The sequence below is a fragment of the Campylobacter sp. CNRCH_2013_0671h genome (assembly GCF_025773055.1).
Lineage (GTDB): Bacteria > Campylobacterota > Campylobacteria > Campylobacterales > Campylobacteraceae > Campylobacter_D > Campylobacter_D lari_D.
Genome location: NZ_JAKMTG010000001.1, coordinates 281,398 through 306,847 on the forward strand (window position 1 = coordinate 281,398; position 25,450 = coordinate 306,847).

The 25,450-nt window shown below is 30.1% G+C and carries 24 protein-coding genes; 8 read left to right on the forward strand and 16 right to left on the reverse strand.

Annotated features, from left to right (window positions below; all coding sequences use genetic code 11):
- Positions 1-63: 63 nt before the first annotated feature.
- The 7 genes from L8X97_RS01465 to L8X97_RS01495 all read right to left on the reverse strand — a co-directional run bounded on the left by L8X97_RS01465 (position 64) and on the right by L8X97_RS01495 (position 7,140).
- Positions 64-729, reverse strand: a complete 666-nt coding sequence (locus L8X97_RS01465) for a M48 family metallopeptidase (RefSeq protein WP_263662460.1) — start codon at positions 727-729, stop codon at positions 64-66.
- A complete protein-coding gene (locus L8X97_RS01470; protein WP_133318869.1) occupies positions 705-2,021 on the reverse strand; it encodes an MATE family efflux transporter in 1,317 nt (438 codons plus the stop codon). The genes L8X97_RS01465 and L8X97_RS01470 overlap by 25 nt, the downstream gene beginning before the upstream one ends.
- 84 nt (positions 2,022-2,105) lie before the next feature.
- Positions 2,106-3,344: a DUF2920 family protein gene (locus L8X97_RS01475; protein ID WP_133318868.1), complete on the reverse strand. Its 1,239-nt coding sequence runs from the start codon at positions 3,342-3,344 to the stop codon at positions 2,106-2,108.
- Positions 3,345-3,403: 59 nt separating this feature from the next.
- On the reverse strand, positions 3,404-4,144 hold the full coding sequence (pstB, locus tag L8X97_RS01480; protein WP_133318867.1) for a phosphate ABC transporter ATP-binding protein PstB: 741 nt from the start codon (positions 4,142-4,144) through the stop codon (positions 3,404-3,406).
- Complete coding sequence (gene pstA, locus L8X97_RS01485) at positions 4,141-5,229, reverse strand: phosphate ABC transporter permease PstA (protein ID WP_133318866.1); 1,089 nt, start codon at positions 5,227-5,229, stop codon at positions 4,141-4,143. The genes pstB and pstA overlap by 4 nt, the downstream gene beginning before the upstream one ends.
- A complete protein-coding gene (gene pstC / locus L8X97_RS01490) occupies positions 5,226-6,140 on the reverse strand; it encodes a phosphate ABC transporter permease subunit PstC (protein ID WP_047208303.1) in 915 nt (304 codons plus the stop codon). The genes pstA and pstC overlap by 4 nt, the downstream gene beginning before the upstream one ends.
- Positions 6,141-6,156: 16 nt before the next feature.
- A complete protein-coding gene (locus L8X97_RS01495; RefSeq protein WP_257928718.1) occupies positions 6,157-7,140 on the reverse strand; it encodes a substrate-binding domain-containing protein in 984 nt (327 codons plus the stop codon).
- Between the two features lie 86 nt (positions 7,141-7,226).
- Between L8X97_RS01495 and L8X97_RS01500 the strand changes: the two genes are divergently transcribed.
- From L8X97_RS01500 to ccsA, 8 genes are all read left to right on the forward strand, one after another.
- Positions 7,227-7,886: a response regulator transcription factor gene (locus tag L8X97_RS01500; protein ID WP_043019788.1), complete on the forward strand. Its 660-nt coding sequence runs from the start codon at positions 7,227-7,229 to the stop codon at positions 7,884-7,886.
- A complete protein-coding gene (locus tag L8X97_RS01505; RefSeq protein ID WP_263662461.1) occupies positions 7,880-9,178 on the forward strand; it encodes a sensor histidine kinase in 1,299 nt (432 codons plus the stop codon). The genes L8X97_RS01500 and L8X97_RS01505 overlap by 7 nt, the downstream gene beginning before the upstream one ends.
- 73 nt (positions 9,179-9,251) lie before the next feature.
- Positions 9,252-9,746, forward strand: a complete 495-nt coding sequence (gene ftnA, locus L8X97_RS01510) for a non-heme ferritin (RefSeq protein WP_012661514.1) — start codon at positions 9,252-9,254, stop codon at positions 9,744-9,746.
- Between the two features lie 106 nt (positions 9,747-9,852).
- Positions 9,853-10,488, forward strand: a complete 636-nt coding sequence (locus L8X97_RS01515; RefSeq protein ID WP_263662462.1) for a helix-turn-helix transcriptional regulator — start codon at positions 9,853-9,855, stop codon at positions 10,486-10,488.
- A gap of 182 nt (positions 10,489-10,670) precedes the next feature.
- Complete coding sequence (locus tag L8X97_RS01520; RefSeq protein ID WP_263662463.1) at positions 10,671-12,608, forward strand: cytochrome c family protein; 1,938 nt, start codon at positions 10,671-10,673, stop codon at positions 12,606-12,608.
- Positions 12,609-12,703: 95 nt separating this feature from the next.
- Complete coding sequence (locus L8X97_RS01525; RefSeq protein ID WP_412175780.1) at positions 12,704-14,722, forward strand: rhodanese-like domain-containing protein; 2,019 nt, start codon at positions 12,704-12,706, stop codon at positions 14,720-14,722.
- Between the two features lie 56 nt (positions 14,723-14,778).
- Complete coding sequence (locus L8X97_RS01530) at positions 14,779-15,378, forward strand: SoxW family protein (RefSeq protein WP_263662465.1); 600 nt, start codon at positions 14,779-14,781, stop codon at positions 15,376-15,378.
- Positions 15,379-15,387: 9 nt separating this feature from the next.
- The gene (gene ccsA / locus L8X97_RS01535; protein WP_263662466.1) at positions 15,388-18,087 is read left to right on the forward strand and encodes a cytochrome c biogenesis protein; all 2,700 of its coding nucleotides are present in this window, start codon (positions 15,388-15,390) and stop codon (positions 18,085-18,087) included.
- A 1-nt stretch (position 18,088) separates the two neighbouring features.
- Here the strand turns inward: ccsA and L8X97_RS01540 are convergent, their stop codons facing one another.
- The 9 genes from L8X97_RS01540 to L8X97_RS01580 form a co-directional block, all read right to left on the reverse strand.
- Positions 18,089-18,313 (reverse strand): hypothetical protein, encoded by a 225-nt coding sequence (locus tag L8X97_RS01540; protein ID WP_133318859.1) that lies wholly within the window; start codon positions 18,311-18,313, stop codon positions 18,089-18,091.
- Positions 18,306-19,265 carry a UDP-3-O-(3-hydroxymyristoyl)glucosamine N-acyltransferase gene (gene lpxD / locus L8X97_RS01545; RefSeq protein WP_263660779.1) on the reverse strand — a complete coding sequence of 320 codons (960 nt, stop codon included), beginning with the start codon at positions 19,263-19,265 and terminating at the stop codon, positions 18,306-18,308. The genes L8X97_RS01540 and lpxD overlap by 8 nt, the downstream gene beginning before the upstream one ends.
- Entirely contained in the window at positions 19,262-19,729 is a 468-nt protein-coding gene (gene ilvN, locus L8X97_RS01550) for an acetolactate synthase small subunit (protein ID WP_263662467.1), read from the reverse strand. Before ilvN ends, lpxD begins: the two co-directional genes overlap by 4 nt.
- The gene (locus tag L8X97_RS01555) at positions 19,726-21,435 is read right to left on the reverse strand and encodes an acetolactate synthase large subunit (RefSeq protein WP_263662468.1); all 1,710 of its coding nucleotides are present in this window, start codon (positions 21,433-21,435) and stop codon (positions 19,726-19,728) included. The genes ilvN and L8X97_RS01555 overlap by 4 nt, the downstream gene beginning before the upstream one ends.
- Before the next feature lie 83 nt (positions 21,436-21,518).
- Positions 21,519-22,076: a 2-oxoacid:acceptor oxidoreductase family protein gene (locus tag L8X97_RS01560; protein WP_133318856.1), complete on the reverse strand. Its 558-nt coding sequence runs from the start codon at positions 22,074-22,076 to the stop codon at positions 21,519-21,521.
- A complete protein-coding gene (locus tag L8X97_RS01565; RefSeq protein ID WP_263659871.1) occupies positions 22,073-22,918 on the reverse strand; it encodes a 2-oxoglutarate ferredoxin oxidoreductase subunit beta in 846 nt (281 codons plus the stop codon). Before L8X97_RS01565 ends, L8X97_RS01560 begins: the two co-directional genes overlap by 4 nt.
- Position 22,919: 1 nt before the next feature.
- A complete protein-coding gene (locus L8X97_RS01570; RefSeq protein ID WP_263662469.1) occupies positions 22,920-24,044 on the reverse strand; it encodes a 2-oxoglutarate synthase subunit alpha in 1,125 nt (374 codons plus the stop codon).
- A 9-nt stretch (positions 24,045-24,053) separates the two neighbouring features.
- Positions 24,054-24,368, reverse strand: a complete 315-nt coding sequence (locus L8X97_RS01575; RefSeq protein WP_133318853.1) for a 4Fe-4S binding protein — start codon at positions 24,366-24,368, stop codon at positions 24,054-24,056.
- 173 nt (positions 24,369-24,541) lie between these two features.
- On the reverse strand, positions 24,542-25,438 hold the full coding sequence (locus tag L8X97_RS01580; RefSeq protein WP_263662470.1) for a malate dehydrogenase: 897 nt from the start codon (positions 25,436-25,438) through the stop codon (positions 24,542-24,544).
- Positions 25,439-25,450 lie beyond the last annotated feature (12 nt).

Consider the following 25,450-nt stretch of genomic DNA (forward strand, 5'->3'; position numbering starts at 1 on the left):
AAATTAAATTTTTAAAAATATAAATATAACAATTTTAATTCTAAGGAAAGCTTAAAAATATACTTAAAAAATAAGACTTTTTAGAAAAATTTCCCTTGCTTTATAATCAGGCATAAATTTATATAAAAAATCATAAAATTCTTTTTGATGATGTGGGTAGATTAAATGTGTAAGTTCATGTAAAATCACATATTCTATAGCTTTTATAGGTTTTTGCATGAGTTTTAAATTTAAGTTTATGTATGCTTTTTGATGATTGCAAGAACCCCATCTTGAAATCATTTCTTTAATGCAAATTCTTTGCACTTTTCTCTTGTGGACAAATTGCCATTTTTTTATAAAATACTCAAAAATCACTCTAGCACTACGCCTTAAGAAAAGATCTAAGGACTTTTGATTTTTTGCAAAAATTTTATCTTTTTTTATAAGAACTTTTTTATGATTTTCGTTAAAAACTAGCTTGTATTTTTTACCTAAAAAATACAATTCATCACTTGCTGAAACTACTCTTTTTAAAGAAAGTTCTTTTTCTTTGGCTCTAATCCAGCTTTCATTTTTTTCTAAAAATCTTAAAACATCTCTTTGCTCATAATATAGCGGTATGCTAAGTTTGAAAGTTAAATCCCTATCTATCCTAAGTCTTAGATATTTAAGTTTTTTCTTTTCAAAAGCAAAACGAAATTCTTTAAATTCTAAAATTCCTTTTATACTAGTGCTTTGCCTTGCCATTTTTTACTTTTCCATCTATATGAATTTACTATACCGCGTAAAAACTCATCTGCACAAAAACCTATCCAAACTCCTAAAATTCCAAGTCCAGCATAAAAACAAAGCACATAGCCAACCGGTAAAGAAACTCCAAGCATAAATACCACTCCACTTAAAAACGGAAACCTCGCATCACCACTTGCTCTTAGCGAATTCACCATGACTATATTAAAAGTTCTTGAGATTTCTAAGAAAATTGAAAGAGTAAAAAGTGGTATCATAAGTTCTTTTAAACTTTCTTCAAGCTTTACCACACCCATGGTAAAATCTTGCAAAACATAATTAAGTAAAGCTACAAAAGCACTTGCTACCACGCTAAAATATAAAGCTATCCAAGTATGTTTGTAGGCCACATTTAAGTATTTTGCACCGACTAATTTACCTATGATAATTTCATTTGCTACGCTTATAGCTTGCCCTACTAGCATGATGAGCAAAGAAATTTGAAAATAAATCGTTTGAACGCTTAAATTTTCTTTACCCAAACTTGCTACAAAAGCAAAAGCTATGGTGTATTGTATAAACCATATCAAATGCTCTCCTGCTGCAAAACCACCGATGTTAAAAATCTTTTTAAGTACCACTTTTTCAAGACTTATCATCTCTTTAATTTTAAGATGAATTTTGAGTTTAAAACTAAGTATTGCTACAAGCATACCAAAGGCGACCAAACGCCCAAGTATATTACTAAGCCCTACTCCAAAAAGCTCTAGTTTGGTAAAATGTAATACATAAAAATTTCCTATAAATATCACAACATTCATCAATAAGGTAGTAAACATAACCCAATAAGCCATATTATACACCCTAATAATAGCAGCTAAAACTATACCCATAGCGTCAAAAAACAAACAAATTCCAAGCATGTGCAAGTAAATTTCACTATTCTTTAAAAGCTCATTTGGAATTTGTAAAAGATAAAGCAAAAACTCTCCATGCCATAAAATCAAACTTCCGCACACAAAACCAAGCAAAGCATTTAAAAATAAACTTTGATGAATTGCCTTTCTTGCTAGAGTGTAATCTTTAGCTCCTAAAGCTTGAGCGATCACTACACTACAACCCACACTTAAAAAACTAAAAATAATGATAAATAAATCTGCTACTTGATTACCCGCACCCATGGCTCCAACTAAAAAGTTAGAATACTGCGAAACCATCACGGTGTTGATAATCAAAGAAAAATATCTTAAAAACATTTCAAGCAATATAGGCATACTAAGATGTTTGAGTGAAAGTTGTTTGCTTGCCATAAATACTCTTTTTGATAATAATCTTTTGAAAGTAAAAAGTAATTTTACTTAAAAATTACTTTTTATAAAATAAATAATGTCAATTTAATTTGATATACTTAAAACAATTTGATCATTTTCCTCTTTAAAAGTATATATTAAATCATCACACTTATATGAGATTTCTTTTTTACAAGTTTTATCTTTTAAAGGTTCTTGCAGAATTTGTGGTAAGTGTTTATTTATTAAAGTTTTAATAGACATCCCCATCCCATGATCTAAATTTTTTATCAATTTTCCATCCACTTGATTTTCATCATCTATAACATATGAGCTATATTTAAAATCAAGGCTATCCAAAATACAAAATAATTCTTTTTTATCTTCATAAGGAGCTATAGCTGTATCAAATTTTGAATGATAGAAAATATATGCCGGTTTAGGATAGGAACTTTGCAATATTAAGTGTTTTTGGTTTAGTATATCTCTAATTAATCTTCTTCCAAGTGAAAAATAATACGGCGATTGCTTGTTTATAGTCCAAAAAGTTTTATCGTAACAACATAGTCTTATATTATTAAAAAAATGGAAAGTACCAAAACACATATGCTCACTATAATCAATTTCTTTCCCAAAACCTATCAATCTCCAACATGTTTTTGCATAAGATGAATTATCTATAACTGCATCGATAATCCAAGGAGAAATTTTTGCACATAAATTTGCTAAATATCCACCATGAGATGATCCTATTAAAATATGCTTTATACCCCCCCCCATAACTTTAAAAGGAGGATTTTTTCTAATATATAAAAGAGCATTTAGTATATCTGTTGCTTGCATAATACCAAAATTTTGATATTCGTTTTTAGTTGGTTGCAAACTGACACTCAAATCAAGATAATAGTTTTTATCCAACTGCCAATTATTCTTCATTTTTTGGATTTGCTTGTTGACATAATCCATAGCAGGGTAAAATTCATCAAAATTGTTTAATTTTTGTATGTCATAAGGAATGTTTATATTAAGTGCATTTATACTTGTATTAAAAATAAATTTATCAATATTATCAAGAAAAAATTTTGCTCCTGTTTGAGGACGATTGCCTATACAGTGATAATTTACAGCTAAAACAGCAATATTGTATTCCCGTGCCCCATAGTTAGCTAATTTTGTTTTGTAAATTTCATTTGAATCACCACCTAATCCAGGTATAATACAGACGATAGCTTCAATTTCTTTTTCATCATCATATGTAAGTTTAAACTCCAACTTACTTTCTCTTTTTATATTTAATTCTACATCATCACAAGAGTCTATGAAATAGGTTTGATTTATGAGCATGCTAAGCCTTTTAGAAATTTTGATTAATTATATCATCAAAATTTCTAAATAAATAAAAATTATCCAAAAGCTCCATTTAAGTATGCTTTTGTTTTTTCTTGTTTTGGATTTTCAAAAAATTCTTTACTTTCACCAAATTCTACAAGTTCACCTAGATGAAAAAATGCAGTATAATCAGCCACGCGCTTACCTTGTTGCATGTTATGCGTTACCATGATCATAGAAAGATTATGACTTAATTCTTTAATAAGCTCTTCTATAACGCTTGAAGATATAGGATCAAGTGCAGAAGTTGGTTCATCTAAAAGTAATAATTTTGGCTTTATGGCCAAAGCTCTTGCAATACAAAGGCGTTGTTGCTGACCACCTGAAAGTGCTAGAGCATTTTGTTTTAGTTTATCCTTTACCTCCTCAAAAAGCCCTACTTTTTTAAGACAATCTTCCACCAAAGCATCTTCTTCATCTTTGTTTTTGATCATCCCATGGAGTTTTGGAGCATAAGAAATATTATCATAAATGCTTTTTACAAAAACATTAGGTTGTTGAAATACCATTCCAACTTTTTTTCTAAGCACGACTAAATCTTGATTTTTAACATCTTTTCCATCAATCTCAACAAGACCATCGATTTTTGCTATTTTGTCATTCATCCTATTAAAACAACGCAAAAATGTGGATTTTCCACAGCCTGAAGCACCTATTAAAGCTGTGATTTTATTTTTTTGAATTTCCATATTAATATCAAATAAAGCTTGTTTTTTACCATAAAATAAATTTAGATTTGTTGTTTTTGCTATCATTTTAATTTTCCTTGAAAATATCTTCTTAAAAGTATTGCTGCTAAATTTAAAATCACCAAAAGAGATAAAAGCACTATAATCCCTGCTGCTGTTCTTTCTAAAAATGCACGCTCTGGCATAGCTGACCATGAAAAAATTTGAGCAGGTAAAACACTTGTTGGTGCAAAAACACTATTTGCCACATCAGGTATAAAAGCTATCATACCTATAATCATCAAAGGTGCCGTTTCGCCAATAGCTTGAGCTAAAGTTAAAATAGAACCTGTTAAAATCATAGGCATTGCCAAAGGTAGCATAATGCCTTTTATCATTTGAATTTTAGTCATGCCTAAAGCATATGCTGCATTTTTCATATTAATATCCACACTTTTTAAGGCAGCTTTAGTTGAAACAATAATAATAGGTAAGCTCATAATAGCCAAAGTTAATCCTCCAACTAAAGCACTAGAACGAGGCATCCCAAAAAGATTAATAAACACCCCAAGTCCTAAAAGTCCAAATAAAATACTAGGAATACTTGCAAGGTTATTAATACACACTTCTATAAAATGCGTAAATACATTTTGCGGAGCAAATTCTTCTAAATAAATAGCTGCTCCAACTCCTATTGGGATACTTACAACCATACATACTATCATCACAAGTAAAGTTCCAACCACAGAAGCAAAGATTCCTGAATTTTCAGGTGATTTAGAATCTCCATTAAGGAAAAAATTTGTGTTAAAACTTAGTTTGATTTCTTGCTTTTGAACTAATTCATCAACTAAAGTTTTTTGTTCATCGCTTAGTTTATTATAGTTTTTTTTCATATATTGATCAACTTCAGAATTTGCTAAAAGCCAAGATTTTTCTTTGATTTGACCTGTTCTTATTTTCCTTTGTTCAGCACGCGATAAAAGCTCATATGAAGGGCTATTTCTATCAGCCTGGGCATAAATGTAAGTTTGCTTAAAAGCTCCTATCCCAAGATACCCTACGCTTGATAAAAAAATACAAAGAAAAATAAGGTTTATATAAAGCCCCATTTTACAGAATCTTTTGAAATTTTTTGAAGCTTTTTTTCTTTGTTTAAAAAGTTTTTTCATAAATTTTTCCTTTTATGGAAGCGATTTATCAAATAAACGCTAAAAATATTAATGATTAATGTAATAATAAAAAGCACAAGCCCTAAAGAAAATGCACTTAAAGCTAAAGAACTATCAAAAGCTTGATCACCACTTAATGCTTCTACTATTTTTACAGTCACTGTTGTCATATCTTCTAAAAAATTCATTGTTAAATTTGGACGCAATGAAGCAGCCATAACAACAATCATTGTTTCACCTAAAGCTCTTGAAAGTCCTAAAAGACAAGCTGCAACTATACCTGGCATTGCTTCTGGTAAAATTACTGCAAAAACGACTTCTTTTTTAGTCATACCTAAAGCATAAGCTCCATTTATCCTTTTTAAACTTACAGCTTCAATGCAATCTTGTGAGAGTGAAGCCACTATAGGAACTATCATAATACCCATGATAAAACCTGCACCTAGGGCACTTTGAAAACTAGCTTCTATACCAAAAAGAGAAAAAAACCACACTATAAAAGGAGCTACCACTATGGCTGCGAAAAATCCAAAAACTACAGTAGGAATTCCTGCTATGATTTCTAAAATAGGTTTTAAATAGTTTTTAGATTTTTTACCTGCAAATACTCCAAGATAAATAGCACACATTACACCTAAAGGTAAGGCTGTTAGCATTGCTATTAATGAAATATAAAAAGTTCCCCAAAATAAACTCAAAGCACCAAAAACCCCATGCTTGCTACTTCCATCAGCACCTACAAATGCAGCATCTGCTGCCCACTGACTTGAGAATAAAAAAGTAAATACGCTTTCTTTTTGAAAAAATTTTAATGCCTCTATTAAAATAGTTAGCATAATAGCAAAGCTTACTACTACGCTAACAAAAGCACAAAGAAAAAGCGTTAATTTTATTATTTTTTCTTTTATCAATTTTTCATCCTAAAAATTAAAAAACTTTCCCTGCTTTAACAAGCTCATCAGTTAATAAACCTTTTTCTTCTATATGTTTTTGGGTTTGTTTTAATGTTTTTTCATCCAAAGGAACTAATCCTATTTTTTCTAATTCTGCTCCGCTTTTAGCTAAATCATCACTCATATAAATTTTTGCAAATTCAAATACTTCTGGATTTTTCTTAGCATTCATATATATAAACAAAGAACGAGCTAGTTTATATTTTCCTTCGGAAATATTCTTCTCATCAGCTTTTACACCATCAATATCAACTGCATTAATCTTATCATCATTACTAGCTAAAAATCCGTATCCAAAAAGCCCAAAAGCTTCTTTATCAACAGAAAGTTTTGAAACAATTAAATTATCGTTTTCTCCGCTTGGTATAAATGCTCCATCTTGGCGTATAGTTTTATATGCACCTTTATATTCAGGAATTTTTTTAGAAATATCTACCATTACAAGCTCTTCTATACTATCTCTTGTTCCTGAACTTGATGGAGGACCATAAATTGTAATTTTTCTATTTGGTAGATTTTTATTGATTTGTTGCCAATTTGTATAAGGATTTGGGACTAATTTTCCATCTTGTGGAATTTCTTTGGCCAAAGCTAAAAATAACTCATGTAAGCTTATATTTAATGGAGCATTGATTTTATTTTGAGCTAAAACTATGCCATCATAGCCTATCATAATCCCGACTATATCACTCACACCTGATTTTTTACAAGTTTCAAATTCACTTGGCTTGATTGCTCTTGAAGCATTAGAAATATCAGTAATTCCCTCGCAAAACACTTTAAAACCACCACCTGTGCCAAGACTTTCAACTATAGGTGTTTTTGTATTTTTTATAGAAGCATACTCTTCAGCAACAAAAGAAGTAAAAGGATAGACAGTAGATGAACCTGCTATTTTTAATTCTGCCGCGTTTAAACTAACAAAGGTAGCCACACTTAAAGCCAAAAGTTTTTTCATTTTTTCTCCTTGTTTTAAAAAAGTAATGAAAATTTAAAAAAACTTGGAAACATTTTGGATACATGTATTTTTTGATATAATTTTATATGCTAAATGTTATTTTGATAGAAGATGATAAAGATTTAAATGAGTTAATTAGTTTAAGACTTAGTCAAGAAAATATAAAAATTTATAATTATTTTGATTTTTTTGACTTAGAAACCTTTCTAGATACAAATGAAATAGACTTAATCATCATGGATAGAAATTTACCAAGTGGCGATAGTGTAGAGATGATAAAACAATTAAGAAAAAAAGGTTATATGGAGCCTGTGATTTTTCTTAGTGCAAAGACTTTACAAAAAGATATTTTAGAAGGTTTTGAGCAAGGCTGTGATGATTATATATGCAAACCTTTTGATTTTAATGAACTTTTATTTAGAATCAAAGCCGTAACTAAAAGAAATAAAACTCCAAAAGAACAAATTTCTTATCAAGATTTTACTTTATATATAGAAGAAAGAAAATTAATTTATCAAACAAATACATTTGAAAATTTATCAACCCTAGATGTAGAATTACTCAAGTGTTTTTTTAATCACAAAAATCAACTTCTAAGCCGTCAATTTTTAAGTGAGCAGGTATGGAAAAATGACACAACAAGCGATAAGACAATCAATACGGCTATTTTAAGATTAAAACAAAAAATTCCACAAATTAAAGAAAATATCATTTCAGTGCGCTCGGTGGGTTATAAATTGTGTTAAAAATCAGAAATTTTTTTGCTTTATTTTTTATATGTTTTTGTATATTTTTTATAGGATTGTTTTATTTTGTTAATGAGCAATATATAAACAACACTATAAAAAGCACTTATGAGCAAAAATTAAAAACCTTGAATGATACATTAAAATTTAGCATTATAAAAACACTCAATACAAACAATATTCAAGAATTTTCTCAACAAACAAGAGCAGATTTTATCATCAAAAAAGATGGAAAAACCATCTCATCTTTAGATGATTTTGATTTCTTTAAAAATCAATTTAACGCAGATTTTACACATGAATTTTTTAATAATAAAGAAATTTATTATAAAGCTTATCAATATGAAGGATATAAATACATCATCATTGTTTATCCAAAAATAAACGCAAAAATACAAGATTTTTGGATAAAAAATATTTTGATTTTTTTGCTTTTTTTAGCAGTATTAACTGCAATATATATTTTTATATTTAACTTTTTTAAAAAATACTTTCAAGAATTACTTTTGTTTATTAAAAATATAAAGAGTCAATCAGAATTTCATTTTACAAAGAACTTTTTTTATGATTTAAATTCTTTAAATTTAAGATTATTAAAAATAAAAAAATTATTTTATGAGAAAGAATTACAAAATAAAAAACAAGCCAAAAAAATTAAAATGAAAAACACTCAACTTTCAAATTTAATCAGTGCTATTTCACATGAGTTAAAAAATCCTTTAAGTGTTATAAATTTAAGTTTGCAATCTTTAGAAAAAGAACATAATGATGAAACTATGAGAAAATTTATGCTTGAAAAAATTCACAAGCAAAGCGTAAAAATCAACCAACTAACACACAAACTAAATTTTGTTTTTAATTTAAATATCATATCTTTAAATAAAGAAAATTTTGATTTATATGCTTTAAGTAAAAATATTGTTGAAATTTTTAATGAAAGCAGGATTAAAATTCAAGGAGAGCAAACTTTCATAAAAGCAGATTCTTTTCTCATTGAGCAAGTTATTATTAATCTCATTAACAATGCACTAAAATATAGTCAAAAAGATATTTTTATTGAAGTTAAAAACCAAGAATTTACTATACAAGATCAAGGCATAGGCATAGAGGAAAAATATTTAAAATTAATCACAAAAAAATTTTATAAAATCAATACTAGCCAAAACAATTCTTTTGGACTAGGATTGTTTTTAGTTAAAAAAATACTCACTTTACACAAAAGTTCTTTAAAAATTCAATCTAACCCACAAAAAGGCAGTGTTTTTTCTTTTAGTATAAAAAATACAAAATAATTTTTTTATTATTAATATCTTTTTAATAAAACTATATTAATATAATAAAGCAATAACACTTAAAGGAGAAAAAATGCTTTCAAAAGAAGTAGTGGCTTTATTAAACGAGCAAATCAATAAAGAAATGTATGCAGCAAATTTGTATTTGAGTATGAGTTCATGGTGCTATGAGCATAGTTTTGATGGTGCAGGGGCGTTTTTGTTCGAGCATGCAAGAGAAGAAAGTGATCATGCTAGAAAACTCATCACTTATTTGAATGAAACTGATTCTAAAGTAGAATTAAAAGAAGTTAAAAAACCTGATAGTGATTTTAAATCATTGCTTGATGTATTTGAAAAAACTTTTGAGCATGAGCAAAGTATCACTGCTTCTATTAATAATCTTGTAGATTTTATGCTTTCAAGTAAAGATTATTCTACTTTTAATTTCTTGCAATGGTATGTAAGCGAACAACACGAAGAGGAAGCGCTTTTTAGAGGTATAGTAGATAAAATCAAACTCATAAGCGATAATGGTAATGGCTTATATATGGTAGATCAATACATCAAAAGCTTAATCAATAAATAATTTTTTAGCTTCCGTAAATTTGGAAGCTAAATATCTTTTAATTTAAAAGAATTCTTGCAAAATAAAAGTAAATTTGCTAAAATACTTTTTATTTAAAAGGATTTTTATGCAAATGAATGAAATTACTGATAAACTTAAATTTATACTCCAAAAAGAAGGTATAAAAAACGCCAAAGATTCTGATGTAGCTAAAATGTTAAATATCAATCCTGATACCTTTTATAGTATGAAATTTAGAAATTCCATACCTTATAAACAAATACTTCATTTTTTAAATGAAAGAAATATCAATATCAATGCATTTTTTTATGAAGATTCCCTTGAGAGTAATACTCTAACGCATGATCTAAACTATAATGTTTTAAAATATTATAATGTTAATGCTTCTATGGGAGGTGGAGCTTTAAATGATAATGTAAGTTTTTCAGAAGTGATTATAGATGAAAAACTAAGTGATTTTTTTGGCTCTAAAGATTGTGATATCATCCCATGTATAGGCGATAGCATGGAGCCTGAAATCAAAGATGATTCTTTGTGTTTAGTAGATAAAAGCAAAAGCTTTAAAGAAGGTGGAGTTTTTGCAGTAAATACCAGAGATGGTTTATTTATCAAACAAATTTTTAAAAGCAATAAAGGCGGAGTTTATTTACACTCTTTTAACCTAAGTTATGCGGATGTTCATTATCAAAATGGAGACTTTTTAATTGTAGGTAAGGTAGTGGGGACTATTAGTAGAATTTAATATTTAGCAAATAACTTTTTTTTCTATATGATAATTTTTATTATTTAAATTAATAAAAAGTTAATAAATTATATTTTTAAGTTAATTTTTATTAAAAAATAGTCAAAATTATGTTTTAAAAGTTAATAGATAATAAATAAGAGTGTTTTTATCTTTTAACAAAACTACATGAAAGGGAAGTTATGAAACATAAACTAGCTAAAGTCGCCACTTATGCTTGTTTAGTATTGGGCATTAGTTTGACTACACAAGCTTTTGCTTCTTCAGAGCCTAGAACCCTTGATGGTTATGTGGCTCAAGAAGATGCATTTTTTGATTATCTTTATAAAAATCACCCTATTTTTAAATATGAAAAAGAAGGGCGTTTGGTGGGTAAATTTACCCATAGTGATAGAACTGAAAATTGGGTTGCAAATCAAAATGGAGCTAAATTTGCTGCCGAGCATGATTTAAAACAAGCCTCTATTACTTATCGCTTGCCTTATGAGTCTTTTTTGGATTTTCCAAACAAATTTGTAGGCCCAAAAAAATGCGGTGAGTGTCACCCTGCTCAATATGCTTCTTGGGAGCGTTCTCGTCATGCAAAAACCGTGCGTTTTCCGCATGAAATGGAAGAAGTTGGTGGAGCTGAAGGTTTGAAAAAACCTATGTATAATTCTCAAGCTACTATTTTACCTGATGGAATTTATCCAAATGATGTTTATGCTCTCATTGGAACACCAAGAACAAAATATGGTTTTATAGATAGATGGCTTGTGCGTGGAACCTACCATGTTGAAGATGGAAATTTGAGTGATTTAAGTGGTAAATTAACCGCTGGAGGCAATCAATTTTCAAGACTTTGGAGTGAGTTTTTAACCCCTGAAATGGCACAAAAAATAGCTGCATTTGCACCTGGTTTTCCTACTAAAATGGAAGATTTTGGAGGAAACGGCTCTCAAGTATGGGGAACAAACTCTTATGCTGCAACTTATAAAGAAAAAGCAGTTTTCCAGCCTGCTACTGCATATTGTGAAACCTGTCATACTTTTAAATTTGATTTTAAGAGTAAGGAAGAATTTTACAAAGCACTAGGTAATCCAAAAGAACTTCAAAAACATACCATCTCAAAAGGTATTACTTGCGAAGAATGCCACGGGGCTGGAGCACATCTTTATGGAGCAAGAGGTGCAGGTATGCCATCAAATTGTGAAAGATGTCATCAAAGATTTTCATATAATGAAGCTGATGCTAAAATCAATCCTAGAAAACCTTTCAATGCGTATTTTAAATCAAGTTGTCCTGCGTGTGGAACAGAAGGTGCTCAAATGTATTCTTCAGCACACTATGATAAGGGTATGAGATGTAATACTTGTCATGATCCGCATGAAGTAACTTTTAATGATTGGAAAAGCGGTTATACTAAAACAAAACTTAAAAAAACTTGCAAAGATTGTCATGAAACCCAAGCAAGCTTTTTCAAAAAAGGCGGAATTCACGCAAAAGACAGCTGTACAGCTTGTCACATGCCAAATATGATGAGTTGTGAAAACTTTGGAGCGGTTCAAAACCCTGATAAAGGTGGATTTGATAATGTTAGAGCTTCACATATTTGGAATATCAAAGTAGATAAAACCGCAAAAACACTTAATCCGCCAGAAGGCAAAGAAAGATCACCTAAAGTTGGTGGTTGGACTATAGCTAGAGATGATGAAGGTAGATTTTTCCTTGATTTAATGTGGAGTTGTGGTAGAACTAGTTTTAGTGATATTAATCTAATGGGTCCTGGTGCAAGTGGTTGCCATAGTCCTGTACAATCAACCTTACCTGAAAAACTTCACTTTAGCAATCAAGAAATGATTTATGATAAAGTAATGCAGTGGCAAAACCCCGTTAAAGAAGGCTATGAGAAAATTAGAAAAGGTATAGCAAATATTGATAAAACTTTTGCTGAAAAAACCAAACTTTCAGTAGAGCAAAAATCAAAAGTGCTAAGCCTAACAAATCAAGCTCAAGCCATAGCTGATAGACTAGAAAAAGATGGTTCTTGGGGTGTTCATGGGCCTGCTTATTCTAAGAAAATCATAGAAGAAGCTTTAATTTATATCCAAGAAGCACAAAATATCCTAAATGGTAAATAAAAACAAAGGAAGAATGAAAAATTCTTCCTTCAAATAAGGAGCTAGTCTTGAAAAATTTAATCACTCGACTTTTTATTGTCCTTTTTACTCTTTTTATGCCATCAGGGTTTATTTTTGCTGAGGCTAATGGAGAAATAGGCTCAATAGAAGGTGTAAAAAGTATTAGCTTAGCACAAGCTCAAGAAATGCTAGATCAAAATAATACTTATTTTTTTGATGTCAATTCAGAGCAAGATAGACAAGCTAATGGCTATATACCTAATTCCATATCAACCTATGTGGAAAATTGGCAAAATTTACTACCTAATGATAAAAATGCAAATTTAGTATTTTATGGTTTAAATCGTTTTAGATTTGAAGCTTCTCAAGCTGCTGCAGTTGCTATAGAACTTGGCTATAAGAACTCTGTTGTAATGCTTGATGGTATTGAATCATGGATAACTTCAGGTAGAAAAGTTGAAAAAATAGACACAGTTAAATGGGAAAAAGCTAAAGAAATTATCGAGTTTAAAGATACTATTCACTCAAGATTTAAATTTAGCAATACCCCATCTTGTCGTGATTGTCATGCTCAAAAAGGTAAAGGCATTAGAGCTGATATTGCAGCAAGTAAAAACTTAATCAATCAAAAATGTGCAACTTGCCATGAAAAAGCAAGCAATGCTTTAGCAAAAAGCGCTCATGGAGTAGAAAAGTTCTTACCTGCTCAAGATATGCAAAAGAAAAAAGAAAAACCATCTTGTGCGACTTGTCACTCTATTCATATTACCCCAAAACATTCAGGAATTTATTCACAAAAACAATTAGTCGATCAAAAATGTGCACAATGCCATAAACAAAAAAGTGCAACTTTTCATATGACTTTCCATGGTAAAGGTATGTTTTTAAGCACTCCAGGTGAAACTCCAAGTGTTGCTACTTGTTCTGATTGTCATGGAAAACATAATATTTTAAAATCAAGCGAAAGAAGCTCAACTATCTCGCCAATTAACCGTATTCAAACTTGCAAATCATGCCACCCAAATGCAAATGAAAATTTCGCAAATTGGATGGCACATGCTGATCACAGTGATGGCGAAAAATATCCTGGATTACATGGTGCTTATATATTCATGACTATTTTGGTCATTTCTGTATTTGTTTTCTTTGGAGCCCATACTATACTTTGGTGCTTGCGTTTAATTGCTATGCGTATAAAATATCCTAAAGAATGGAAAGAAGCAAGAAAAGCAGCACATGAAGATAAAGTAAGAGTAAGAAGATTTAGCACTTTTCATAGAATTCAGCATTTTTTTATGGCAGTTAGCTTTTTGGGTCTTGCATTCTCAGGCTTACCGCAAAAATTCTATGATTCAGCATGGGCTAAACCTATGATTGATTTAATGGGTGGAGATATCATTAACGCAGCAACCATACATCATATTTCAGCCATAGTAATGTTTGCAGTATTTTTCTCTCACATTGGAGAAATCATCATCGTAAATTGGAAACGCCGTGATGTAGCAAGGGATCCAATAACTGGCAAAATAAGCTTTATGAAAGTTTTAAAAGCTACTTTTGGGCCTGATTCTTTAATGCCAAATTGGCAAGATTTTAAAGATATGAAAGATCATTTTAAATGGTTCTTTGGTTTTGGACCAAGACCGCAATTTGACCGCTGGACTTATTGGGAAAAATTTGACTATCTAGCAGTATTTTGGGGTATGTTTATCATTGGTATTTCAGGGCTTATTTTATGGTTTCCTGCTTTCTTTGGTAAATTTTTACCAGGTGAAGCAATCAACTTAGCAACCCTACTTCACTCTGATGAAGCTTTACTTGCTACAGGATTTATTTTTGCAATTCATTTCTTTAATACGCATTTTAGAGCAGATCGCTTCCCTATGGATATGGTGATTTTTTCAGGAAGTATTAGCGAAGAAGAGATTAAACAAGAAAGAAATGTATGGTATAAACGCTTAAAAGAAAGTGGAAAATTAAGCACTTTATATGAAAATAAAAGTAACTTCAAAGCATATCAATGGCTAGCTAAACTTGCAGGATTTGCAATGCTAATCACTGGCTTAGTATTTTTATTTTTAATGCTTTATACTTTCTTTAACACTATCTTATAACCTTATTCGCTATAATAGCGAATAAGGACTTTTTCTAATTTTTTCAAGGATTTTAAATGTTTAAAACAATACTCTCACTTAGTTTTTTAAGTATTTTTTTTATAGCTTGTTCTAATGAAGAAAAACTTGATTCTAATTTAATCTCAAGCGGTACACAATTTTCTAAAGAAAATTTACAAAAAGCAAATGATTTAGATAAAAAATCTTATGAAGAAATAGCCTATTTATTTAAAGATAATACAAATATAAAAAGTGATGATAAAAACATTTTAATCATTTTTAGCGCAAATCACTGCTTATATTGTGATAAATTAAAAGAAGAATTTAAAAATGATAAAAAAATACAAGAACTTATAAAAGACAAATACAGCTCATATTATATAAATATAAGCTATAAAAAAATTCATACATTTTATAAAAACCATAAAAGTGACTTAAGTACAGCTGAACTTTCTAGTATTTATGATATAGTAGCCACCCCTACTATTGTAATTTTAAACAAAAACAGCCAAACTTTGCTAAATTATCCTGGTTTTATTAGCGCAAAAAGACTAAGCGCTACAATGGAGTTTTTAAATCAAAAAGAAAATCAAAATTTAGACGAAGCAACCATAGCACAAAAACTCATACATTTTTATAAAGAAAATAATATTTAAAGGTTAAAAATGCAGTATTTTTTTTCTTTTGCAATGAGTTTTTTACTAATGAGTATATATGCCATAGCTTGTGCTGTGGCAACCTTTATAGAAAATGATTTTGGTATTAGTGCAGCTAAAGCTTTAATTTATAATAATGCTTGGTTTGATATGTTGCATTTATTACTAGGTTTAAATTTAATCGGAGTGATATTTTGTAACAAGCTTTTTCAAAAGAAAAAATACTCTATCTTGCTTTTACATTTATCTTTTATAGTGATTTTAATCGGTGCTGGACTTACTAGATATTTTGGCTTAGAAGGTGGAATGCATATAAGAGAAAATCAAAGCTCGAGTACCATAGTTACTAGAGAAGAATTTATAAAAATTACTGATTTTGATACTAATGTTAGTTTTGAATTTCCTATTAGCTTTACCCCGCTAACTCAAAAGCATTTTAAAAAAACTATTGACTTAAATGGCGAAAAATTAATCATAAGCTCTATCAAATACACTCCACAAAAAGACTCTATCACACCTGCTAGCTTAAAATTAAATATTAATTATCAAAAAGCAAATACACAAATAATCTTAAATCCAAATTTTACAAACAAACAAGCAGTGCATTTTAACTTACAGGGAAAAAATTTTACTATCAATTGGGGACCAAAAGAAATTAAGCTTCCTTTTGCATTACACTTAAAAGATTTTATACTAGAGCGTTATTTAGGCTCTATGAGTCCATCTTCTTATACTTCAAAAATTCAAATCATAGATAAGCAAAATAATATTAATCTAGATTATGATATTTTTATGAATAATGTTCTTGATTATGGTGGATATAGATTTTTTCAAAGTTCTTATGATCAAGATGAGCAAGGCACTATACTTTCAGTCAATAAAGATCCTGGTAAAATCCCTACTTATATAGGTTATACTTTATTGATTTTGGGATTTTTATGGGTTTTATTTGATAAAAACTCAAGATTTCATCGTTTAAGCATTTATTTAAAAAAAGGTCAAAGTTTTGTATTGTTTATTTTGCTTTTTGCAAATTTACAAACTCCACTTTTTGCACAAGAAGATAAAAATGAAATTTTAAATTTAATCTCGAATTTGCAAAAGAATTCCTATGAACATTCTTTAAATTTTGCAAGATTACTTGTGCAAGATCATAATGGTAGAATCAAGCCTTTAGATACTTTGGCAATGGAGTTTGTTTATAAAATCACTCAAAAAGAAAAATTTTTAAATCTTCACTATGATCAAATTTTTCTAGCAATGATGATTTATCCTAAAGAATTTAGAAAAATCAAAATGATAGCTACAAAAACAAGCAAGCTAAGAGAATTAATAGGCGCAGATATAAATGAAAAATACATAGCATTTGATGATGTGTTTGATAATGGGGTATATAAACTGAATAATTATGTTGAAGAAGCTAACCGCAAAAAGCCCTCACTAAGAACTAACTTCGATAAAGATTTGCTAGCCTTAGATGAAAAAATAAATCATGCATATTATATTTATAGCGGTCAAGCTTTAACTATTTTTCCTGATATTAATGAGCAAAGTTTAAAGTGGTATTCTCCGGTGCAAATTTTACCTTTTGCAAAAGAAGATGTAGAGCGTTTACAAATGCTTTTAGTTAGCTATTTTTTACAAGTTCGCAATGGTGTTGAAAATAATCAATGGCAAGATGCAAATGAATTTTTGCAATCTTTAAAAGATTTTCAAAATCACTATGGAAGTAGTGTTTTACCGCCAAAAGAAAGATTAGATCTTGAAATACTGCTTAATCATTACAATATCTTTGATAATCTAACTTTTGTTTATATTAGCTTTGCGTTAGTGTTTTTCTTTTTAAGTTTTTATACTATATTAAAAAATATCTCTTTGTCGACTTTTGTATATAGATTTTTTTACATCATTTTAAGTATATGTGCAATCATACATGCGCTAGCTTTAATCATTCGTTGGTATGTAGGTGGGCATGCTCCTTGGAGTAATGCTTATGAAAGCATGATTTATATAGCTTTTGCTTGTGCGATGAGCGCTGTGATATTTTTTAAAAAATCACTCTTGGCTTTATGTGGTGCGAGTTTTTTAGCAGGCATTTCACTTTTTGTGGCTCATCTTGGCTTTATGGATCCTCAAATTGGGAATTTAGTACCTGTTTTAAAATCATATTGGCTTAATATTCATGTTTCTATTATAACAGCAAGTTATGGATTTTTAGCACTTTGTTTTATTATAGGGATTTTGAGTTTAATTCTTTTTGCTTTAAGGGGTAAAAATAAAAATATAGATTTAAACATCATTAAATTACACTGTGTTAATGAAATGTCTATGATAATAGGGCTTGCAATGCTTACAATAGGAAATTTTTTAGGCGGAGTTTGGGCTAATGAAAGCTGGGGAAGATATTGGGGTTGGGATCCAAAAGAAACTTGGGCTTTGATTTCTATTGTAGTTTATACCATGGTATTACACTTAAGATTTATTTTTAAAGCTTATTTTATTTTTGTTTTTGCAAGTGCTAGTGTTTTAGCCTTTTATAGTATATTAATGACTTATTTTGGAGTGAATTTTTATCTTTCTGGGCTTCATTCTTATGCAAATGGTGACGCTTTTCCTATACCAACTTTTGTGTATGTTTTGATTGTGCTTAATTTTGTTTTAATTATTAACGCAGGAAGGAAACGAGATTTAAATACGCCTAGTTTTTAAACTAGGCTTTGCTTTTTTCTATTTCTTGAAGTGCATGGATAAGATCTTTTAAATTTTCATAAGGAATATGAACTTTCCAATCTATTCCATTTTCTTTTTTTAAAGCCACACCTATACTTAAGACATCATTGCTTCCTATACCATAAGGATTAGAAAGATTACAAAGGCTTATTTCTCCACTTTTACTACCATGTAATTCTATAGTTTTAAATATTTTTTTACTCATGTTTATCCCTAAAAGCTGTGATAATTTTTGCTTGAAATTTTAACCAATCTTTTTGAAGCATGATAGGAAAACCACCATAAACCCTAGCACCTTCTAAATTTTTAGTGACCCCGCCCCTTGCGGCTATGGTAGCAAAATCCCCTATTTCTAAATGCCCACTTGTAGCACTTTGCCCACCCATGGTAACATTTTTACCTAAAATACTTGAGCCTGAAATTCCACTTTGAGCTACTATAAGACAATTCTCCCCTACTTCACAATTATGCCCTACTTGAACAAGATTATCAATCTTTGTGCCTTGCTTTATGATAGTACTTTCAAAAACTGCTCTATCAATAGTCGTGCAAGCTCCAACTTCCACAAAATCTTCTAAAATAACATTTCCATTGTGATAAATCTTATAATGCTCGCCATTTTTTGTATGCGCATAGCCAAAACCATCACTACCTATAACACAATTTGCTAGCAAATGGCATTTTTTACCTATTTTAGTGTCATTATAAATCACAACATTTGGATGGATTGTAGTATATTCACCTATACTTACATTATCGCCTATATAAGCTCCTGCCATTATCACTACATGATCAGCTATTTGGACATTTTCTCCAATATAAACATTTGGCATAATCTTGGCACTTTTAGCGATTTTAGAATTTTTCTTTTCACTAGAAATTAAAGGTTTAGCAAAAAGCTTACTTAAAAGCGCAAAAGATAAATGTGGATTATCAACAACTAATTTAACACAATCTTTTGAAACTAAATTTTCAAATTCTTTTGAGACTAATATAGCTCCAGCTCCACTACTTGCAATTTTTTTAGAGTTTTTTTCTCCATCGCAATAACTAAGTTCAGTAAAACTTGCATTATTTAATGAATTTAAAGCTGTAATTTCTATATCATCTCCGTAATATTCTATGCCTAAAAATTTAGCAATTTCACTAATTTTCATTTTACCTCCATTAAAATAGAACCACTTCTAACAACACTAATAGGATTATACTTTTTCATGGTTTTTAAAAAGTTATCGATATTTTTTGCATTATCACTTGCCATTACTATAATAAACTCATCATCACTATAAGTTACACTGCCATTATAAGCTTTTAATATAGCATCTAAGCCTGCAAAATTTTCACTCAAAGCAATCTTTACCAAAGCTGTTTCTTTTTCTATAAAATCACTAGAATCAATTACCTTATAAGTAGGTATGAGTTTATGAAGTTGTTTTATGATTTGCTCAAAAACTTTTTCATCGCCTAAAGTAACGATATTTATCCTTGAGAATTCTTTATCATCAAGTGGAGCAACTGTAAGAGATTCTATATTATAACCACGCCCTGAAAAAAGCCCGACAACGCGTGATAATACCCCATGCTCATTTAATACAATGACAGAAATTACTCTTCTTTTCATTTTTTATCCTTGTTTTTATAGCTAGGTAAAATCATATTATAAATAGCTCCACCCGCAGGTACCATAGGTAATACATCTTCATAACGATCTATAGCTACATTTAAAACACAAGTTTTTTTAGATTCTAAGGCTGCTTTAAAAGCTTTTTGAAATTCTTCTTTATTAAAAACATTATAACCCTCACAATGAAAACCTTTAGCAATAGTAACAAAATCAGGTTGACTTGTTAGATCTGTATTAGAAAATCTTTCTTTATAAAACATACTTTGCCATTGTCTTACCATACCTAAAAAAGAATTATTTAAAATGATATTAATCACTTTAATTCCATAAGCACTTGCTGTCATTAGCTCTTGTATATTCATTAAAAAAGAACCATCGCCTACAAAATTTATTACAACTTCTTCACCCACAGCTAATTTAGCCCCAAGTGCAGCCGGTAAAGAATACCCCATAGTTCCTTGCCCACCGCTTGTTGCAAGTTGTCTTGCATAATTAAAAGGATAAAATTGCGCTACCCACATTTGATGTTGTCCTACATCAGTAATTATCCTTGCATCAGGAGCTAATCTAGCACATTCTTCTATAACCCATTGAGGTTTTAAAACTTCATCACTATCTTCATAGATTAAAGGATATAATTGTTGATAGTTTTGTAAAGTTTTAAACCATTCTTGATATTTTGTGTTGTCAAAACTTTCTTTTTTTAATTCTTCTAAGGTATCTAAAATAACACTTTTAATATCCCCAACTATAGGAAAATGCGCTTCGATAATTTTAGAAATAGAGCTTGGATCTATATCAATATGAACGATTTTTGCACCCTTGGCAAACTCACTTGTTTTGCCAGTAATCCTATCATCAAATCTAGCACCCACAGCAATGAGTAAATCACACTCACTTAAAGCGATATTTGCACAATAACTTCCGTGCATACCTGCCATTTTTAAATTAAGCTCATCATCACTTCTTAAAGCCCCTAGAGCCATCAAAGTTTCAACTGCAGGAATTTGGCAAAAATGAATCAAGTCTCTTAATTCGTCACTAGCATTAGAAGCTATGCAACCTCCACCTAGGTAAAATAAAGGTTTTTGAGCATTTTTAATCAAACTTACTAATTTTTTAATTTGCTTGATATTTCCTTTATAGGTTGGCTTGTAAGTTTTCATAGAAATTTCTTTAGGATAATGCCATATACCCATAGCAGCAGTAACATCTTTAGGTATATCAATATGCACAGGCCCTTTTCTACCTGTTGTAGCAATATAAAAAGCTTCTTTTAAAATTTTAGGTAATTCTTCGATATTTTTTACTAAATAATTATGCTTTACACAAGGTCTTGAAATACCTATAGCATCGATTTCTTGAAAAGCATCTGTTCCTATTAAAGAATTTGCAACTTGAGCTGAAATTAAAACCAAAGGTATAGAATCACTATAAGCGGTAGCTAAACCTGTAACTGTATTAGTAAAACCAGGTCCACTTGTAACTACTGCCACACCAACTTTACCACTCATTCTAGCATAAGCATCAGCGCTATGTAAGGCCGCTTGCTCGTGTCTGACTAAAATGTGTTTAAAATGAGTTTGTTTGTAAATTTCATCATAAATATTTAAAGCCGCACCACCAGGATAACCAAAAACTACTTTAACATTTTCTTCTTTTAATGCTTCACAAATCATTTGCGAGCCATTTAGCTCTTTCATTATTTTACCTTTTTGCTTAAAATGGAAAATATTATAACGATAATTTAATAAATATTATTTTACAAGAAAGAGTTTCTTGAAAATCAAGAAACTACTTGTGCTTTTTTAGCGTATTCTATACCTAAATCAAAAGCTTTTGCATTTGCCTCTTTAGTTTTTGCAGGTACCATATCAAGCATAGTTTGTTTTAATGCATCAATATCAATACATTTACTCATATAAGCAGCTATAGCTAAAGCAACGACTGATTGAGTAGCTACATTCCCTACTTCTTCTTTAGCTATAGTAATAATAGGAATTTCAAAAATTTTCCATCTTGCATAATCTTCTTTACTTGGATGAACTAAATTTGGCTCTATAACTATAACACCACCATCACAAACACCATCTTTGAAACTATGATAACCTTTATCAGCAGTTGAAAGCATAAAACTAACTTCACCTTCTACTGCATAAGGAAAAAAGATTTCATTTTCATCAACGATAATATCAACCTTAGTTGGTCCACCTCTAACTTGAGAAGTATAAGTAGAAGCTTTAAAAGCATTACGCCCTTCTTTAATGGCGGCTTTAGCTAGAATTTCACCTGCAGTGATAACCCCTTGTCCACCTTCACCACAAAATCTTAATTGATATTTCATTTTAATACTCCCAAATCAACCATTCTTTTTTCTTTCAAGGCTCTTCTAACTTCCTCATAAGCTTCACAATATTCTGTTTTACTTTCATCTTGGTGTAAAATTCCTGTAGGGAATTTATCCGCTCTTTGCTCATAGTCTAATTGTTCAAATTTAGACTTTTCAACACAACGATTTTTAATCCAATCAAGCATGCTTACAGCTTCGCCCATTTTGTTTTTTCTACCTAGGTTAATATGGCAGTTTGAAAATACATCTACAAAACTATAACCTTTGTGAGATAAAGCTTTAAAAATGATATTTTCAAGCTTATTTGCCTCTATAACATTTGTTCTTGCTACAAAAGAAGCCCCAGCGGCTTTAGTAAGCTCACAAGCATCAAAATTTGGGTCTATATTACCTGCTTGAGCTGTAACAGTGTAAAAGCCTTGTGGGGTAGTTGGTGAAGTTTGTGAATTTGTAAGACCATAAATAAAATTATTGATTAAAATATGAGTTAAATCTATATTTCTTCTACATCCATGGATGGTATGATTTCCACCAATTGCTAAAGTATCGCCATCTCCGCTTACTACGATTACATGTTTTTTAGGGTTTGCCAGTTTAATCCCTGTTGCATAAGCAATAGCTCGACCATGAGTAGTATGGACTGTATTGCAATTTACATAAGAACTCATTCTACCACTACAACCTATACCAGAAACTAAACAAACATCATCCATATTCCAGCCAAGTTTTTGAATAGCTCTAATAATAGCTTTTAAAACAACACCATCCCCACAACCCCAGCACCATTGTGTTGGAAGTTTATCTACTCTTAAATATTCATCGTAATTAAAAGCCATTTTATATATTCTCCTTTACTTTAGCAATAATTTCACTTGGGGTTATAGGGCGACCATTTGCACGGTGCAAGCTAATAAAATCATCTCTTTTACTTACTCTTTGAATTTCTTCTAAATATTGCCCCATATTAAGCTCACTTACCATAACTTTTTCAAATTTAGATACTACTTGAGCTATTTTTTTCTCAGCAACTGGATAAAGGGTAATAGGTCTAAAAAGCCCTACTTTTAAGCCCTCTTCTCTAAGTCTTAAAATAGCTTCTTTAGCAGATCTTGCAACGCTACCATAGGCGATGATTAAAAACTGCGCATCATCACACATAAACTCTTCATAAGTACAAATTTCATTAGTATTATTTTTGATTTTACCAAATAATCTTTTGATATTTTTATCTACTATTGCTCCATCTTCTGTTGGAAAGCCTATGTCTCCATGATGAAGTCCTGTGATATGATAACGATAACCTTCAAAGAAAGGATTTAGTATGGCAGCTTCATTTTTACCTGCTGCATAAGGTTTGTAATCTTTTTTATCACCCATAAATTTTTTTCGGTTGATAATTTCTAATTCTTCTAAATCAGGTAATTTTGCCTTACCATTCATGTGTCCTATGGTTTCATCTAAAAGCAAAAATACTGGAGTCATGTATTTTTCAGCTAAATTAAAAGCTCTAATAGTTTCAGTGTAAGCTTCCTCTAATGAAGCAGGAGCTAAAGCTATACTTGCATAATCTCCATGTGTTGGAGCTTTTGCTTGAAATAAATCACCTTGCGCAACCCTTGTTGGAAGACCGGTTGAAGGACCACCTCTCATAACATTTACAATTACTAGTGGAATTTCAGCTATAAAACCCAAACCAATTTGTTCAGCTTTTAAAGAAATTCCCGGCCCGCTGCTTGCTGTCATGGATTTTACTCCACTCATAGAAGCACCTAAGGCCACGCTAATACCCGAAATTTCATCTTCCATCTGTATAAAAGTACCATCATTTTTTGGTAACATATGGCTTAGTTCATGTGCTATTTCAGAACTTGGGGTAATTGGATAACCACCAAAAAATTTACAGCCACAATCAATCGCAGCTTTGGCTACTAAAACATTACCTGTTGATATAACTTCTCTCATTTTGTTTTCCTATGCATTTAGTTTTTTATATTTATTTTCTTTAACAGCTTGTGCTCTTTCTTTAGCTTCTGGCGTAAGCTTTGCAAATTTAAATTCATCTCTTTTGGCAACAAAGATCGCAAAATCAGGACAGTGACTTTCACATTCACTACAGCCTATACAAGAATCAGGATGAACCACTTCTATCATCTGTCCTAAAACTGCACTGATTTCATCTCTCATTGCTAAAACTCCGGCTGGACAATAGCTAACACAGATATTACAAGCCTTACATCTTGCTTCATCAACCCAAACTGGTGTATTCTCTGGAGCAATCATTAATATTCCTTTCTAGTTTTTTGTAATTTTCTAATGATTTTTTATTAAAAATTATTTTTAAAACAAACTTTTTATTATAGCGAATTTATAGCATGATTAAATATTATTTAAAAGATAAAATAAAACTAATAAGATTTTATAACACAAAGTAACATTAGGAGTAAAAAACTCCTAAAAAATTATTTATAATTATACTGAATAAAAGAATTTTCTAATGTAATTTGTTCTTGATTGTCTAATTTTAATTCTAAAGTTTCAAGCACCCCATCAAGACTAATCCTTGCCATAACTCCAAAAGCTTTTTCTCTTATGCCATATTCTCCATCTAAAATCACACATACTGGTAAAAATTCTCCACTTTTTAAAGCCTCTATCATTCTCACGCAAGCACTAGCAGGAGCTAAATAGGCTGAAGTTTTTAAATATTTTATAATTTTAGCACCACCGGTTTTAACCTCTTGTTCAATTTGAACAATATCTTGCTTATTTAAGACTTCACTTAAAGCTTTATTTTGCACTTTACTTTGAGATTTTACCAAAACCATACTATCATTGTGAAAACCTATAAGCTTAGTATCTATATAAGAAGTTTTTATATCTAATTTTTTGCTCACTTCGTATTTAAATCTAGCATTATCTAAAACACCTGCCATAGCAATGATTTTTTTTAATGAAAATAATTTACTTTCATAAAGAGCGTTGAGTAAAAAATCTACAGGATTGCTTACTATGATAAACAAAGGATCGTTGTTAAATTTTTTAATATTTTTTGCACACTCAAGCATAATTTTAGAATTAATAGCAAAAAGCTCATCTCTACTCTGACCTTCTTTTCTAGCTACACCTGCACTAAAAATAACCACTTGAGAATCTTTTGAGTATGTATAATCATCCGTACAAGTTATTTTAATATCAAAATTAAAAGCGGCTATGCTTTGACTTAGTTCTAATTCTCTAGCAAAAAGCAAGTCTTTATTAATATCAATCAATATAATCTCATCTATTAATTCTCTTAAAATTAAGGCATAAGCAATGCTTGCACCAACATTTCCTGCTCCTATGATGGTAATTTTCATCTTAGCTCCTTT